Annotated in this window: 12 protein-coding genes; 9 read left to right on the forward strand and 3 right to left on the reverse strand. The window is 46.8% G+C overall.

Going from position 1 to position 15,895, the window contains the following annotated elements:
* Positions 1-170, reverse strand: a 170-nt coding sequence (locus DWW90_RS20780) for an Rpn family recombination-promoting nuclease/putative transposase (protein ID WP_233547723.1), incomplete at its 3' end; no start/stop codon positions are given.
* 185 nt (positions 171-355) lie between these two features.
* Here DWW90_RS20780 and DWW90_RS11330 point away from each other — a divergent pair.
* From DWW90_RS11330 to DWW90_RS11340, 3 genes are all read left to right on the forward strand, one after another.
* A complete protein-coding gene (locus tag DWW90_RS11330; RefSeq protein WP_122345046.1) occupies positions 356-1,306 on the forward strand; it encodes a site-specific integrase in 951 nt (316 codons plus the stop codon).
* A 363-nt stretch (positions 1,307-1,669) separates the two neighbouring features.
* A complete protein-coding gene (locus DWW90_RS11335) occupies positions 1,670-2,425 on the forward strand; it encodes a DNA-binding domain-containing protein (RefSeq protein WP_353890073.1) in 756 nt (251 codons plus the stop codon).
* 213 nt (positions 2,426-2,638) lie between these two features.
* Positions 2,639-6,862 carry a leucine-rich repeat domain-containing protein gene (locus DWW90_RS11340; protein ID WP_122345047.1) on the forward strand — a complete coding sequence of 1,408 codons (4,224 nt, stop codon included), beginning with the start codon at positions 2,639-2,641 and terminating at the stop codon, positions 6,860-6,862.
* 71 nt (positions 6,863-6,933) lie between these two features.
* Here the strand turns inward: DWW90_RS11340 and DWW90_RS11345 are convergent, their stop codons facing one another.
* Positions 6,934-8,073 (reverse strand): clostripain-related cysteine peptidase, encoded by a 1,140-nt coding sequence (locus tag DWW90_RS11345; RefSeq protein ID WP_122345048.1) that lies wholly within the window; start codon positions 8,071-8,073, stop codon positions 6,934-6,936.
* Between the two features lie 150 nt (positions 8,074-8,223).
* Here DWW90_RS11345 and DWW90_RS11350 point away from each other — a divergent pair, with 150 nt between their 5' ends.
* The 3 genes from DWW90_RS11350 (at position 8,224) to DWW90_RS11360 (ending at position 11,103) form a co-directional block, all read left to right on the forward strand.
* The gene (locus DWW90_RS11350; RefSeq protein WP_115498937.1) at positions 8,224-8,781 is read left to right on the forward strand and encodes a DUF3575 domain-containing protein; all 558 of its coding nucleotides are present in this window, start codon (positions 8,224-8,226) and stop codon (positions 8,779-8,781) included.
* A gap of 7 nt (positions 8,782-8,788) precedes the next feature.
* Positions 8,789-9,289, forward strand: a complete 501-nt coding sequence (locus DWW90_RS11355; protein ID WP_122345049.1) for a DUF3868 domain-containing protein — start codon at positions 8,789-8,791, stop codon at positions 9,287-9,289.
* A 173-nt stretch (positions 9,290-9,462) separates the two neighbouring features.
* Positions 9,463-11,103: a fumarate hydratase gene (locus DWW90_RS11360; RefSeq protein WP_122332116.1), complete on the forward strand. Its 1,641-nt coding sequence runs from the start codon at positions 9,463-9,465 to the stop codon at positions 11,101-11,103.
* A 74-nt stretch (positions 11,104-11,177) separates the two neighbouring features.
* On the opposite strand, the gene pnp is transcribed toward DWW90_RS11360, so the two are convergent.
* Complete coding sequence (pnp, locus tag DWW90_RS11365) at positions 11,178-13,430, reverse strand: polyribonucleotide nucleotidyltransferase (protein ID WP_115498922.1); 2,253 nt, start codon at positions 13,428-13,430, stop codon at positions 11,178-11,180.
* A 196-nt stretch (positions 13,431-13,626) separates the two neighbouring features.
* On the opposite strand from pnp, the gene DWW90_RS11370 reads away from it, so the two are divergent.
* The 3 genes from DWW90_RS11370 (at position 13,627) to DWW90_RS11380 (ending at position 15,858) form a co-directional block, all read left to right on the forward strand.
* Positions 13,627-14,787 (forward strand): TlpA disulfide reductase family protein, encoded by a 1,161-nt coding sequence (locus DWW90_RS11370; protein WP_122345050.1) that lies wholly within the window; start codon positions 13,627-13,629, stop codon positions 14,785-14,787.
* Positions 14,788-14,980: 193 nt separating this feature from the next.
* On the forward strand, positions 14,981-15,451 hold the full coding sequence (greA, locus tag DWW90_RS11375; RefSeq protein WP_115498924.1) for a transcription elongation factor GreA: 471 nt from the start codon (positions 14,981-14,983) through the stop codon (positions 15,449-15,451).
* Positions 15,452-15,462: 11 nt separating this feature from the next.
* On the forward strand, positions 15,463-15,858 hold the full coding sequence (locus DWW90_RS11380; RefSeq protein WP_115498925.1) for an HIT family protein: 396 nt from the start codon (positions 15,463-15,465) through the stop codon (positions 15,856-15,858).
* Positions 15,859-15,895 lie beyond the last annotated feature (37 nt).

Below are 15,895 nucleotides of genomic sequence, written 5' to 3' on the forward strand. Positions count from 1 at the left end.
CGCTGATCCTGCTTCAAACCGAGCATCTCGACATTCCGGAATGTGATGTCGACTATTACTTCCTGTTGGATAACTTCATTTAAAAAGCTGATGATAAGATCTTTGCTTACTTCACTGCCGAAAATTTTCTTCCACGCGTAGTCCGAGAAGGGATTGATAAATTTGTCCATAATTAATTGTTTTAGTTATTACTATTAACACTTATTTGGCAAAGGTAGACAAATATTGCATATAGAGTGAATAAAATGGTATTATTTTTGGCATTTACTTAAAAGGCTATCCGCCCCCGGTCGAATGGATATACCTCAAGCCGGATTGTTATACCTTCATCTATTTATTAAAATGGAATGAAGATATGATTAAATTGAACAAGAAACAACGCACCGGAGGTAGCCACGCTGCCTTCGGTGTTTACACCGAAAGCCTCATACGCCGTAAGCGCGAGGCTGGAAAAGAAAATGCGGCAGACCTCTACCGCACCACCCGCAACTGGATCATCCGCTTCAACAACGGACACGAACTGCGGCTGCACGACATCCGTCCCGGACTTGTCGACCGCTTCGCCGACTACCTGCAAACCCGGGGATTGAAACCCAACACGGTCAACACCTACCTCAGCAATCTCCGCGCCATCTACAACCAGGCGCGGCACGACAGGCTGCTCCCGCCCGCAGTTCCCAACCCGTTCGAAGGTATCAGCCTCCGGCGCGAACTGCCCGGCTCGCGGGCATTAGACAGTGAGACGCTGGCACAGATAGCCGATCTAAAGCCCGCAGAACCGGCAGTACGACGGACGCAAGACCTCTGTCTGTTCAGCTTCCTGGCATGCGGCATCCCCTTTGTCGACCTGGTACACCTGACGGCGGACAACCTGCAAAACGATACATTAGTATATAAGAGGAAGAAAACGGGCACCCTGATCCGCGTCCACATCACCGACGGCATGCGCCGCCTGATCGACAAATACGCCACCGCAGCCTCCCCTTACCTCTTCCCGCTGCTTCCGCCGGGAGGAACAAGCCACGAAGGCTACAAGTCGATCTTGCGAACCTACAACGCACACCTGAAAACACTCGGAGCATGCCTGCCGCACCCCGTCCGGCTGACGTCGTACGTTTTCCGGCATACCTGGGCCACAGAAGCCCGCCGGAAGCACACGCCGATAGCCATTATCAGCCAGGCACTCGGCCACACATCCGAAAAGACCACCCGCTTTTACCTGGCTGCGCTGGAACAGCCCGAACTGGACCGGGCAAACCGGATCATCACCGGGCCGATCGACCGGATTGTGGCAATGGCTGTATAAAAAAAGCCCCTTATTCCCGAAATAAGGGGATAAGAGGAAAATCGGCGTCCGAGGGCGTATTCACCGGGGAACGGGCCAAAAATAAGGAATAATTCTGAAACAGAAGCATTCCGAGGTAACTTTTTTGCAAATAAAATGGCGGAAGGCGGTAAAAAACAAACCGTCTTCAACTTTCGTATGCCCCAAACCGCCGGAATAGGACACTGATGTGGGTGTGTGGTTGCTTTTACATCGCTTTTTGAGGCTGTTTTACTGCGATCCCGCGTCGAGCGCGGGAACGGGATACCGTTATCCCCTTATTTCGGGAATAAGGTAACACAAGACAAACAAACACGCTTCAACATTGGGGCCTTAAAATTATTCATTATGCCAGAAAAAACTATTCTTACCGCCGACCTGTACGACAACGTACTGACGGAAAAGAAAGGCGACTACTCCGCCAAGCCGCAGATCACAGGAACTGTCTACAACTCCGACATCGCCGATCGCATTGTCGGTAAACGAACCGAATTCCGCAAAGAAACAATCATTAATATCCTCAGCATGGCCGACGACGAGAAGGTCGGCGCCATCGCCTCGGGCAAAAGCGTCGTCGACGGCGTCGGGCAATACCTGCTGAACCTCGGCGGATCGTTTGAAGGCGAAAAGCCCGTCTTCGACCCTGCCAAACACAAAGTAGGAGTCACCTTCACGCAAGGCAAGAAGCTGCTGGATGCATTGAAAAACATCTCGTTCAACCTGCAAGTAGCAACCACCGGCCCGGTGATCAACGGTATCGTCGACTCGACCACGGGAGAGATCAACACGACCCTCACACCGAACGCCCCCGCCGTTATCGCAGGCAACACCCTGCTCGTCATAGGGGATGACGAATCGGTAGGCGTCTACTTCACCGAAGACAAGGAGGGCGTCGAACCTCATAAAGTATCGACAATCGTCCAGAACACCAAGTCGCAGATCGTGATCCAGATCCCAGGCCTGTCGCCGGGGCAATATCGCCTGAGCGTCACCACGCAAGGCTCTTCCTGCTACAAACAGGTAAAAACGCCCCGCACCTACACCTTCCCGATCCTCCTCACCGTAGGCAGCGGCATAGGTGACAGACCGGGGATCTTATAACCTTGTCCCCGCGCTCGACGCGGGGCCGCAAAAGGACAGGCCATATACGGCAGGTTCTGATGCGATCCCGCGTCAAGCGCGGGAACAAGCAGGTTGCCGATCACCTCTGGTCGCACTCCACCGATCACCGGTGTTCACACCCTACATCCTAAAAATAGTTAACATTTCATACATTCTATAATATTAATAAACAACTTAAAAAGCACAACGCTTATGAGAACAACATTACAAAAACAACGTTGCCGGCTACCGTTATGGCTGCTGGCCTGCCTGATGACTTTCTGCTCGATACAGGCACGAGCGGATAATGATACATGGACTTACAACACTACTGCACATACATTAACAAAAGGAAATGTCACTATCTCTAATGTAACGGCAGCAGACAACAAAGCACTGACGATTGGTAATAATAAAACGTTCTCCGGTGCTTTAGACTTGACAGGGACAATCAATGATAGCTATACGATTACAAAAATTGGAGAGCAGGCATTCTCTCAAAGCACATCACTTACAAGCATTACAATCCCGACTTCTGTAACAGAGATAGGAAAATATGCATTTAATAGTGCTCAAGTAACCACCGTAAGCTTTGAGGAGAGTTCTAACCTGAAAACAATTGGTGAATCAGCCTTCTCCAACACACCTTTGAAAAGCATTCAAATACCATCTTCTGTTACTACGATAATGAATAGCGCATTTCTTGCTACCAGTCTGACCTCTGTAACTTTTGGGGATAATAGTAAGCTGGATACCATCAAAAGTAGAGCTTTTGGTATGTGCGATTTTACAACTATAACAATTCCTTCTGAGGTTAAAGCAATAGAGGAGAATGCATTTATAAATTGTTCAGCATTGGCGGAAATAACCATACCTGCTTCAGTAACGACAATCGAGAAAAAAGCTTTTTATAACTGTTCGAAATTAGCTAAAGTTACCTACTTGGGGAAAACAGAGCCTACAATGGGTATAGATATATTTACCGGCACCGCATCTGGCCACACAATCAATATCCCGAACGGGGATGAAGATGACACTTGGACACCCGCCTCTTGGGGCGTGGCAAGCAAAGACGATATGAGCTTCGGCGAGTGGAAATACAATGCAACCAACAATAAGTTAGTCAAAGGCAAGAAAGAGTTGACTGTAACCTTAGCGAATACTACAGAACTTACAATTGGGCAAAACACATCATTTGAAGGCAATTTAGATCTGCCCGAGTCGATCGCAAGCACGGATGAGAAGAGCCAGACTAAATACACAATCAACGCAATCGGAGATAATGCATTTTATACAAGCAATAATATAACTAACCTGACAAGTATAAAATTACCTTCTACGGTTACAAAAATCGGAGACAATGCATTTCAGAGAACCCCGCTGAAAAGTATAAACATTCCCGCTGCGGTTACAACAATCGGGGAGTACGCATTCTATTGGTGCAAGAGTCTGAAAACAGTGACCTTTGCAGATAAGGCAACGTTAGAAACAATAGGAAAATATGCATTCGCGAGTTGTACAGGCCTAACAACGTTGGTAATCCCGGCTTCGGTTAAGACGATTGGGGAAAGTGCCATGAGTAATATCGCTGTGAGAACAGTAGACCTTAGTAAAAATACAAGTCTGACCAAGATTGAAACGTGGGCATTCGGCCAGAGCTCATCTTTGGAAAGTGTCAAACTGCCTGCATCAATTACCGAAATGGCAGCAGCAGCATTTGCCAATTGCCCAAGCTTGGATACTATAATTTTCGTAGGGACAAAGCAACCGACAATGAATAACTCTATTTATAATATCAAATCAACCTGTAATGTCTACCTCCCCAAAGGAGACGAAGACGACGCAGAAGCCGGTTGGGATTACACAAAATGGGGCGTGGCAGGCGCAGACAACATGATCTTCCCTGATTGGGAATATGATGACTCGAATACCGACAAGAAGTTAGTCAGAGGCTCATACGAACTGACGGTAACCGCCAGCGACAAAGCCCTGACAATCACAGCAAGCAATTCGTACAAAGGCAAAAAGCTGATCCTCTCGAATGAAATCAAGAAGTTTGGAGATGAAAACGGCACGGATGTTTACAAGGTTGTAGGAATTGCAGCAAGTGTGTTTAAAGATATTACCACCCTGGAAGCTGTCACCCTCCCGAACACGTTGACGACATTGGGCGCCAGCGCATTCGAAGGATGTACGGCACTGAAGAAAGCTACGATTCCGGCAACAGTTACAACATTTGCAGACAAGATCTTCTACGGTTGTACCAACCTGTTAGATATTACCTATATGGGGAAAAAGCAACCGAGCTCTTTCGGGACAGACGCGTTTACAGTTAGCAATAGCGGTACTGTTACCGACCGCTACGTCACTCTCCCGAAAGGAAAGAAAACTGATACTAACTGGACTCCCGCATCCTGGGCCATTACAGACGCAGACCATTTCATCTTCGGCGGCTGGATATACGATGGTGAAGCCAACACAATAACGATAGGCGAAGACAATGAGCAGATCATCCTCGGCGTCACCCTCGCCAACACGAAGGAATTGACAATTACCGGCGTGAAAACCTTGCCGACGGCCGAACTCGACCTGACCGGCGGTATTGCCAGTACAGACGAGAGCGATGAAACGGAATACACCATTGTCGGCATCGCCAGCAACGCCTTCCAAGGCAAGACGCTGTCTAAAGTAACCCTCCCCGAAACACTCGCCACAATCGGAAACGAAGCCTTCAAAGACGCAACAATCACAGAATTGCATCTCTCGCACAGCGATGCAACCGCAATAACAGCAGGCGCTGACGCCTTCGCGCTGAAGGACAAAAACACGTGTATCGTCCGCGTCCCGGACGGCAAACTGGCAAGCTTCCATACCGACAAGCCCTATTCCAACTGGCAGGACTTCACCTACGTTTTGGAAGAGAAAGGGACATTTGCCAAGATCTCTTACACGGATAAAGAGACAGAAGGAAACACTTGGCCATATTACGCCGGTCAGGTTGCCGAAGGCTCCTTCCTCGCAGAGCAAGCCCCGGTAGGACAGACTTTCCGCTTCTTCCTGAAACATGCCCATGCAGACAGCACGTTTGTAATGACAGCCAAGCTGGGTAGTACAAAGAAAGAAGGAGACAACTTCTTCTACAAGAAAGACACCGTCACTATGGTAACTCCCAGCACTACGGATGCCTGGACATTGATCGTCACCTCAATCGGCCCGATCGTAGAAGACAGCGGTGACAAAATCACCATTAAGACTGATGAAGATTACAAAGTAGGAGATAACGAAAAGTCCTTCAACGGAACGATCAGGGACACAAAGACGGAAGAACTGGAGATCGGTGCAAGTGATGGTAGTGGTGGAAAAACAGAGATCAATATCAAGATGGAAGACGTGACTGTTACAACGACAAGTCCAGACGCAACCGCCAAAACAACCATCAAATCCAACACGGAAGCAACGATCACCCTTTCCGGCAAAAACACTTTGGGCGAACTCGATAACTCCGGTACACTGATCCTGACGACCACAGATCCCGATCTGAAGCTGACCACCACGAAGGTGACAAACAAGGGTACGTTAGTCGACAGCACCGGTATCATCACAAAGGTAGAAGGAGATGCCTCCATAGACCTCACCCCGCTTGCCGACCAGAAGGTAAATACAAATGCTTCTGTCAAACTGACGACTACGGCAACATTTGCAGATGGTGCAACAACAACCTATACCTGGGACAAATACAATGCGGAAAAGAAGGAATGGGAACAAGAGAAAACCAATGCACCGCAACCCATGTCTTTCAAATCCCTGCGTAGCGATGCCGATCAGCCGAACGAGCTGACCGTAGACGCCGACGATGCCGGACAATACCGTTGCATGGTGACAACAACGAAGGAAAGTGTTTCCACCACCCTGACCACCTTCGCCACCGTGACAAAGGTGACCAGTACTCCTCCCGCTCCTCCGGTTTACGTCTATTACACCGTAACCCTTCCGGAAGTGGAAGGCGCCACAACGACTCCAAAGGCAGGCAAATATTCGGTGGAAGAGGGAGACAGCTTCAACTTCAAGCTGGTACTCGATCCGGAATACGACCAGTCCGTTCCTGTCGTAAAGGTTGGCGAAACGGAGATAACGCCTAACGCTGCCGGAAAATATGTGATCCGCGATGTCGAAGAAGACTTGACGATCTCGATCACCGGTATTGTGAAGAACAGCGCAGTAGGTATCGAAGAGATAGCCGGCAACGAAACAAAGGTTTGGGGAACAAACGGCGTGCTGCATATCTATACGCCGCAGCCTGCAACCGTCTACGTTCTTTCCTTCACGGGCTCTGTTCGCAAAGCTCTCGGCTCTGTAACCGGAAATCATGACGTGACATTGTCCAAAGGGGCTTATATCGTTGTGATCGGGGAAAAGAGGTTTAAGGTTATACTGTAGATCAATCCTGTAAGAAGGAGCTATTAACTAAAAAAAGAGGTTGTGTCATCACTGGCACAACCTCTTCTGTTTTATTCATAAACCGCCTTATACCAACTTACCCGTTCCTTGTACCAGTCGAATATCTTAGAGAAGGACTGTTTGGGTTGCGGGACGAAAACGGTCAGGCCGCAATAACTGTTTACCGGTAAGGCGTTAGAGGGATGGCCGTAGAGATAATACGCCTTTGGAGTATGGGCTTTATATAAAACGGCTTTTTCCAGACAATCGGTGAAATTGCTGTATTGCTCGGCTGTTGCCAATTGTTTTATATAATCAGCCATATCATATAACATCCCCGGACTGCGGTACAAATATTCCAACTGTTGCATCTCGGAAAGGTTAATGCCATAGATGTCGCTTTCCGTTTTGTCGGCTAATATGTTGTGCACGGCGTTTTTCAGATTTTCCAGTTCGCTTGTCTTTGTCAGCGACACGGTTGCGTATGGATAAGAGTCATTCAGGTAGTAGTTGTAGAATGTCTCGCCGACCTTTTCCAGTTGCAAGTCTGTGGCAAACAATTGTGGCATCATCTGGGCATAAGGCCATCCGTCTGCCATCGTTTCGGTTGGAGAAGCCAAAATATAATCCGCTTTATTTCTAAGCTCATAGGTGCACTCCACGCTTGCCATATAGCAGGCATCGAACAGAATGAAGTCAAATACATGATCCGGCAAACCTTTTGCCAGATCGTCTATCTCCAACCAGTTGCTGCCGTCCTGGCCAAATGCTTTCAGCATATTCTGGTAGTCGGAAGGAAGCCAGGCTGTCCCGTGGCTCCATAAATCCAAGCCATAGCTGTCTGCCGGATATAGGGATATCACTTCTTTGATCACGCTTAGCATCACGGACGGATCCGCCGAGTTTTGCTTTTCGTAGTCTTTGATGTGGAATTTATTTACAATGCCGTTCTCTTCCTTGATTTGGAGAAGTTCCGGATTCGATCCCTTCGGGGCATAGTAAACGATCAGATTACCTCCGTTGAGGTTTTTAGCAGTTGCTCCCTCCACCATGCTTGCAATGTTTTTAGCGGCATAACTGTCGAGGCTGTTGTTTGCCATCATATAAACTAAAATGGTACGTGTTGGACGGGGTTCCGGAGTTTCGTCATCCGAACAACCGGTAAATCCCAGACAAAGGGTGATAAATAGTGCGATAAGTTTAAATTTCATATGCCCCCAATACTGAATAAATTATTTTCGACAAAGATATACAATTAATCCGTTTGGTATGTGTATTTAATATCAAATGTGTTTATATACAAATAGATTTTACATATCTTTGTTTCTTAATACGATTGGTAAATCAACGAGAATATGTCTATGAAGAGGCTATACTTTGTTTTTCTTTGTTTGTGTTGCGCTCTCTGTGCCCGGTCGCAGGTGGTTGCTGTTAAGACAAATTTGCTGTATGATGCGACCACCACTTTCAATTTGGGGGCAGAGGTTGCATTTAATAAACATTTTTCACTGGATATATCGGGCAATTATAATCCTTGGACTTTTTCGGAGGATAAATCCATTAAGCACTGGCTGGTGCAGCCGGAGGTGCGTTATTGGTTGCACGAACGGTTTAACGGGCATTTCTTTGGTGTTCATGGGCTGTATGCCGATTATGATGTGGCCGGCAAAACACTCTTGAATGTGATGAAATCCGGCTATGCTTATGATGGTAATGCCTACGGAGGCGGCCTTTCGTATGGTTACCAGTTGTATCTTTCTCCTCATTGGAATATCGAATTTACAGCCGGTGTCGGATATGTCCGGTTCAAATATGACAAAACACCTTTCCCTTCAAACCAGGAGTCGGAAGGAAGTTATCGTAACAACTATTTCGGACCGACCAAGTTGGGGGTAAGTATTATCTATATTATTAAATAAGAGTCTTATGAGAACTACTCTATATATATTGATTTCCCTTTTTGCCGTCTTGTTCTGCCGGGCGCAGGAGTTGTCTTCCGATTATCGGGGAATGATCTATGTAAAAGAAAATTGCGTCGAGCAGCAGGGGGATAACCTTTTGTTGGATTTGGAAATCGACTTGTCGGGATTGCCCGTTGGACGCTATCAGAGCTTGGCCTTGGTGCCGATGCTTCGGGATGGACGCGATTCGTTGATGCTCCAACCGATAGTGGTGAACGGTGCCAACAAGCAGAAAATGTATGAGAGGACGCTTGCCTTTAAAGGAAAAACAGTTGCCGATGACGGCGCTTATCTGGTTATTAAAAACAAACCGACCCAGCTTCGTGAGATTGCCTACAGGCAAGAGATCCCTTTCCTGTCCTGGATGAAAGGCGCAGAACTGGTCCTGGTCGGACAGCTTAAAGACTATGACGGCATAACGCAGCAGGTTTACATGAATGTCTTGACGGATAACCTGATTTTTTAGATTCGTTTCTTGGCATATTGTGCTCTTCGAATGCAAAGTATATTAAAATAAACCGGATATGCTGATTTTATAAAGGTAAACGACTGCCGAATCTCGTGATTTTTAATTAAGTTTGCCAGTCCGTTCAAGGATATGATTCTAAAACCAATATTATAAATTAAAATACAAACGCTATGGCAACAACTCCTTTCAAGTATCAGGCTCCATTCCCATTGGGCCCGGATACAACAGAGTATTATCTGCTTACAAAAGATTATGTTTCGGTTTCCGAATTTGAAGGAACGCCGGTTCTGAAAGTGGCCAAAGAAGGTCTTACGGCAATGGCTAACGCTGCTTTCCGTGATGTCTCTTTCATGCTTCGCCGTTCACACAACGAACAGGTTGCAAAGATTCTGAGCGATCCGGAAGCAAGTGATAACGATAAGTATGTAGCGTTGACTTTCCTGCGTAACGCTGAAGTTTCTGCTAAAGGTGTACTTCCTTTCTGCCAGGATACCGGTACGGCTATTATTCATGGTGAAAAAGGACAACAGGTATGGACCGGTTATTGCGATGAAGAGGCGCTGTCATTGGGCGTTTATAAAACATATACGGAAGAGAACCTGCGCTATTCGCAGAATGCTCCGCTGAATATGTACGACGAAGTGAACACGAAGTGTAACCTGCCGGCCCAGATCGATATCGAGGCTACCGAAGGCATGGAATATAATTTCCTGTGCGTAACGAAAGGCGGTGGTTCAGCCAACAAGACGTATCTGTATCAGGAAACAAAAGCGATCCTGAATCCGGGAACTTTGGTCCCGTTCATTATCGAAAAGATTAAGACGTTGGGTACGGCTGCCTGTCCTCCTTATCATATTGCAGTGGTTATCGGCGGTACTTCTGCCGAAAAGAACCTGTTGACCGTGAAGTTGGCTTCTACTCATTATTATGACAGCCTGCCGACTACGGGTAACGAATATGGACGCGCTTTCCGCGATATCGAACTGGAAAAAGAGGTTTTGGCGGAAGTTCACAAGATTGGTTTGGGTGCACAGTTCGGTGGTAAATATCTGGCACACGATATCCGTATCGTCCGTCTGCCCCGTCACGGCGCTTCCTGTCCGGTTGGTCTGGGTGTAAGCTGTTCGGCAGACCGTAACGTGAAATGTAAGATCAACAAAGACGGTATCTGGATTGAAAAGTTAGACAGCCATCCCGGTGAACTGATTCCTGAAGAATTGCGCCAGGCAGGTGAAGGCGATGCTGTTAAGATCAATCTGAACCAGCCGATGGCAGATATCCTGAAAGAATTGGATAAATATCCGGTTGCAACCCGTCTGTCGTTGAACGGTACGATCATTGTAGGCCGTGACATTGCCCATGCCAAGCTGAAAGAACGTTTGGATCGTGGTGAAGACCTGCCACAGTATATCAAGGATCATCCTATCTATTACGCTGGTCCGGCTAAGACTCCGGCTGGTATGGCTTGCGGCTCGATGGGCCCGACGACTGCCGGTCGTATGGACTCGTATGTCGGCCTGTTCCAGAGCCACGGCGGTAGCATGGTTATGTTGGCAAAGGGTAACCGTAGCCAGCAGGTGACGGATGCTTGCCAGAAATATGGCGGTTTCTATTTAGGAAGTATCGGTGGTCCTGCTGCTATCCTGGCACAGAACAATATCAAGAGCATCGAATGTGTGGAATATCCTGAATTAGGTATGGAGGCCATCTGGAAGATCGAAGTGGAAGACTTCCCAGCATTTATCCTGGTCGATAACAAGGGCAATGATTTCTTCAAACAGATCAAGCCGCGTTGCACTTGCGGAAAGTAAGAATCTATTATAGATGCATAAAAAAAGCCTGTCGCTCATAAGAGGACAGGCTTTTATTTTATCGGAAAACTATCTTAGTCTCTGTATTCCCGGCGCGGTCCGCGATCTCCGCGATCCTGACGGGGTCCACGGTCACCACCACGGTCTCCACGATCCTGGCGCGGTCCGCGATCGCCTCTTTCCGGTCTCGGCGGACGTTCTTCGTAACCTTCTGGCTTCGGCAGCAATACCTTGCGGGAAAGTTTGAATTTTCCGGTCTTCTGGTCGATATCTACCAACTTAACGGAAATTGTATCGCCTTCTTTCAAGCCAGCCTGTTCAACTGTTTCCAGACGTTTCCAGTCGATTTCGGAAATGTGCAGCAAACCGTCTTTACCCGGCATGAATTCAACGAATGCACCGTAAGGCATAACAGATGAGATCTTGCCTTCGTAGACTTCGCCTACTTCCGGTACTGCTACGATACCTTTGATTGCGCGGATTGCAGCATCGATCGTATCTTTATTTGTTCCGGAGATTTCAATTTTGCCAACTCCGTCTTCTTCTTCAATCGTGATTGTAGCACCAGTCTTTTCCTGGATACCCTGGATGATCTTTCCGCCCGGGCCGATAACAGCACCGATAAATTCTTTACCGATAACCATCGTTTCGATTCTCGGAGCATGCGGTTTCAATTCTTCGCGAGCTTCAGGCTGTGCTTCCATAATCTTGCCCAAGATGTGCATACGGCCTTCTTTTGCCTGGGCCAATGCGTTTTCAAGGATTTCGTATGACAGGCCGTCTACCTTGATATCCATCTGGGTAGCCGTGATACCGTCTTTTGTTCCCGTTACCTTGAAGTCCATGTCACCCAAGTGGTCTTCGTCGCCCAGGATGTCGGACAGGATCGCGTAGTTCTGACCTTTGTTTTCGGAAATCAGACCCATTGCGATACCGGATACCGGTTTCTTCATCGGAACACCTGCATCTCTCAATGCGAGAGTACCGGCGCATACGGTTGCCATTGAAGAAGAACCGTTAGACTCCAAGATGTCGGAGATTACACGTACTACGTAAGGATAGTCTGTCGGGATCATACGTTTCAGAGCGCGGTGAGCCAGGTTTCCGTGACCGATTTCACGACGGCCAACACCACGGGATGCTTTTGCTTCGCCAGTGGAGAACGGAGGGAAGTTGTAGTGCAACAGGAAACGTTCTTTGCCGTGATTCAGAACATCGTCGATCATCTTTTCATCAGACTTCGTTCCTAATGTAACGGTAGACAATGATTGTGTTTCACCACGTGTAAAGATGGCAGAACCATGAGGGCCGGGCAGGCAGTCTGTCTCGATCCAGATCGGACGGATTTCAGTTGTCTTACGACCATCCAGGCGCTTTCCTTCGTCGAGGATAGCACGGCGCATGGCTTCTTTTTCTACATCGTGATAGTAACGGCCGATCATTTCAGCCTTTTCGTCAGTCAGCTCTTCTTCAGAGAACTGGGCTTTATATTCTTCAACTACTGCTTCGAATGCTTCGGCACGCTGATGTTTGTCTGTCCCGGAAGTGGCAACAGCATAAGCTTTTGCATAACATTTTTCGTGTACATCCTTGCGCAGTTCGTCATCGTTTACTTCGTGGCAGTATTCGCGTTTTACCATCTTGCCGCAAGCTTCAGACAGTTCAAGCTGTGCCTGGCACTGTACTTTGATAGCTTCGTGTGCGACTTTGATCGCTTCCAGCATTTCGGATTCCTGAACTTCGTCCATTTCGCCTTCCACCATCATGATGTTGTCGATAGTAGCGCCCACCATGATATCGATATCTGCTTTTTCCAATTCAGAGAACGTGGGGTTAACTACATATTTACCATCGATACGGGCAACGCGACATTCGGAAATCGGTCCGTTGAAAGGAATATCCGATACGGCTAATGCGGCAGATGCTGCCAAACCGGCCAGTGCATCCGGCATATCTTCACCGTCTGCAGAGAATAATATAACGTTTACGTATACTTCTGCGTGGTAATTGTCAGGGAAAAGAGGGCGGAGGGCACGGTCAACCAAACGAGAGGTCAGGATTTCGTAGTCAGAAGCTTTGCCTTCTCTTTTTGTAAAGCCTCCCGGAAAACGGCCAAATGCCGAGAATTTTTCTTTGTACTCTACTTGTAACGGCATGAAGTCAACACCCGGGTTTGCATCTTTAGCGGCGCAAACAGTAGCCAGCAACACTGTGTTGCCCATACGCACGGTAACAGAACCGTCCGCCTGTTTTGCCAATTTCCCGGTTTCGATGGTGATGGTTCTTCCATCAGCCAATTCGATCGTCTTGTTAATTGGATTAAGCATAATCTTTTTCTTATTTTTCTATCTGTAAAAATTGGTGCAAATGTAATGAAAGTTTATCTGTAAACGTGTGAAAATGAAAATAAAAAACATGAGAAAAGTTCTTTTTTTGAAAAATAGCGGGAAGATTTAGCGAATAATAGTGTCACAATTGTAAATTAATGTATATTTGCAGCGGATTAAAACAAGAAGTAAAGAAATGAAGAAACAAATATCCACACGATTGTTGGCTACATTAGGACTGTGTATGTTCTTATTCTCGGCTTGTAACAACTCTTCCGAATTTACGGTGAAGGGCGTTGTTTCAGGAGCGGACGGTCAGCTTATGTATTTAGAAAACGTAGGAATTTCGAATGTCGTGACGCTCGACTCCATCAAGTTGGCTTCCGGAGGGAAGTTCAAGTTTACGGAGAAACGTCCTGAATATCCGGATTTTTATCGTCTGCGCTTGAATAACCAGAAGATAAATTTCTCTATAGATTCGACGGAGACGGTTTCTATTCTTGCAGATGCCGGTGCTTTTGCAACCTCTTATTCCGTGGAAGGTTCTGAAAATTCAAAAGCCATTAAGGCGATTACGCTGGCGCAATTGGATGCGAACCAGGCTATCAGCCGTTTGCGTAAGGACTATGAAGATAAGATGATTTCGGATACGACTTACCGTTCCAAAGTGTTGGCTGCTGCCGATGCTTATAAGGAGATTGCCCGTAAGTATATCTATTCGGCGCCGATGTCTACGGCCGCTTATTTCGCATTGTTCCAGCAGATTGATGGCCTGTTGTTCTTTGACTTGTATGATCGAAACGATGTGAAAGCATATGGCGCTGTTGCCACCAGCTACGATCATTATTATCCGGAAAGTCCGCGTTCCAAACATTTGTATAACCTGACTTTGCAGTCGATGAAGGTGCTTCGCGCCCAGCGTCCGGTCGATTATAGTAATGTGGAAACCAAAGAAATATCATTCTTGGATATCGAATTGCCCGATGTTCGGGGTGAAGTGGTGAAACTCTCCGACGTTGCTCCCGGCAAGGTTGTCCTGATAAACTTTACGGCTTATCAGACGGAATGGTCACCGGCTTTGAATATGGCATTGGGTGAATTATATACAAAATATCATGGTCAGGGACTTGAGATTTACCAAGTATCCTTGGATAGCGATTCTCATTTCTGGAGGAACGGAGCGTCTAATTTGCCCTGGATTTCTGTTCGTGATCCGCAGTCTGTTTATTCTCAGGTGGCAGGTTTGTACAATGTGAAGCAGTTGCCTGCTCTCTTCATCCTTGACCGTAAAGGAAACCTGGTTAAGCGTGTTGAAGACGTGAAAAAACTGGAAGCGGATGTGAAAGCTGTACTTTAATGTATGACAGCTAACATTCAGATTTATATGTTATAAAGCATTTTGCAAAGATTGCCGATCTTAAAAAGATCTTTTATCTTTGCAAAGTCTGAAAATAAGAGAAAGAGGAGTTCCGGCCAAGCAGTTGGTCGGGATTCTTTTTTTATTGTGCGGTAATCAATAATAACATTTTAAAGTAATAGGAGGATTTAGTATGGCAGTAAGCTATATGACGAAAGATGGTTATGATAAGATTTTAGCTGAAATCAATTATCTGGAAACCGTGAAGCGTCCGGAAATATCTGCCCAGATTGCAGAAGCCCGTGACAAAGGCGATTTGTCTGAAAATGCAGAATATGACGCTGCAAAAGAAGCGCAAGGTATCATGGAGGCGAAACTTGCTCAGTTGAAAGGACTGATCTCTAATGCCCGCCTGATAGACGAAACCCGTGTGCAGACAGACGAAGTCCAGATTCTGAACAAGGTCAAGATTAAGAATATCAAGAATAACGCAGTTATGACATATACATTGGTCTCTGATTCGGAAGCGAACCTGAAAGAGGGAAAGATCGCAGTCAGTACTCCGATTGCACAGGGACTGATGGGTAAGAAGGTTGGTGACATCGTGGAGATCAAGGTGCCGTCCGGTGTGATGAGTTTTGAGATTATGGATATATCTATTTAATATCATATAGTATGGCATCAATATTCAGCAGAATTGTGGCAGGCGAGATTCCTTGCCATAAGGTAGCGGAAGACGAAGAGTTTTTCGCCTTCCTGGACATCAATCCGGTGGCTACAGGCCATACGCTGGTGATCCCGAAGAAAGAGGTCGATTATATTTTCGACATAGATGATCCTATGCTCGGGCGTATGATGGCATTTGCTAAACGTGTGGCTCGTGCACAAGAAGCGGCTATCCCCTGCAAACGGGTCGGTTTGGCTGTGATGGGATTGGAAGTGCCTCATGCGCATATTCACTTAATTCCGATTCAAAAAGAGTCTGATATGTATTTTGGCGGAAAGAAAATGGAGGTTACGCAGGACGTGCTCGCAGACACCGCCACACGGATAAGAAATGCCTTTAAATAAATAGGACGAAGTCTTTTACAATAGAAAACTTTATGTA

The sequence above is a fragment of the Parabacteroides sp. AF17-28 genome (assembly GCF_003479205.1).
Taxonomy (GTDB): domain Bacteria; phylum Bacteroidota; class Bacteroidia; order Bacteroidales; family Tannerellaceae; genus Parabacteroides; species Parabacteroides acidifaciens.

Coding starts and splice junctions, on each gene's coding strand:
- DWW90_RS11330 (WP_122345046.1), top strand. CDS start 356: ATGATTAAATTGAACAAGAAACAACGCACCGGAGGTAGCCACGCTGCC.
- DWW90_RS11340 (WP_122345047.1), top strand. CDS start 2,639: ATGAGAACAACATTACAAAAACAACGTTGCCGGCTACCGTTATGGCTG.
- DWW90_RS11345 (WP_122345048.1), bottom strand. CDS start 8,073: ATGAAATTTAAACTTATCGCACTATTTATCACCCTTTGTCTGGGATTT.
- DWW90_RS11350 (WP_115498937.1), top strand. CDS start 8,224: ATGAAGAGGCTATACTTTGTTTTTCTTTGTTTGTGTTGCGCTCTCTGT.
- DWW90_RS11355 (WP_122345049.1), top strand. CDS start 8,789: ATGAGAACTACTCTATATATATTGATTTCCCTTTTTGCCGTCTTGTTC.
- DWW90_RS11360 (WP_122332116.1), top strand. CDS start 9,463: ATGGCAACAACTCCTTTCAAGTATCAGGCTCCATTCCCATTGGGCCCG.
- pnp (WP_115498922.1), bottom strand. CDS start 13,430: ATGCTTAATCCAATTAACAAGACGATCGAATTGGCTGATGGAAGAACC.
- DWW90_RS11370 (WP_122345050.1), top strand. CDS start 13,627: ATGAAGAAACAAATATCCACACGATTGTTGGCTACATTAGGACTGTGT.
- greA (WP_115498924.1), top strand. CDS start 14,981: ATGGCAGTAAGCTATATGACGAAAGATGGTTATGATAAGATTTTAGCT.
- DWW90_RS11380 (WP_115498925.1), top strand. CDS start 15,463: ATGGCATCAATATTCAGCAGAATTGTGGCAGGCGAGATTCCTTGCCAT.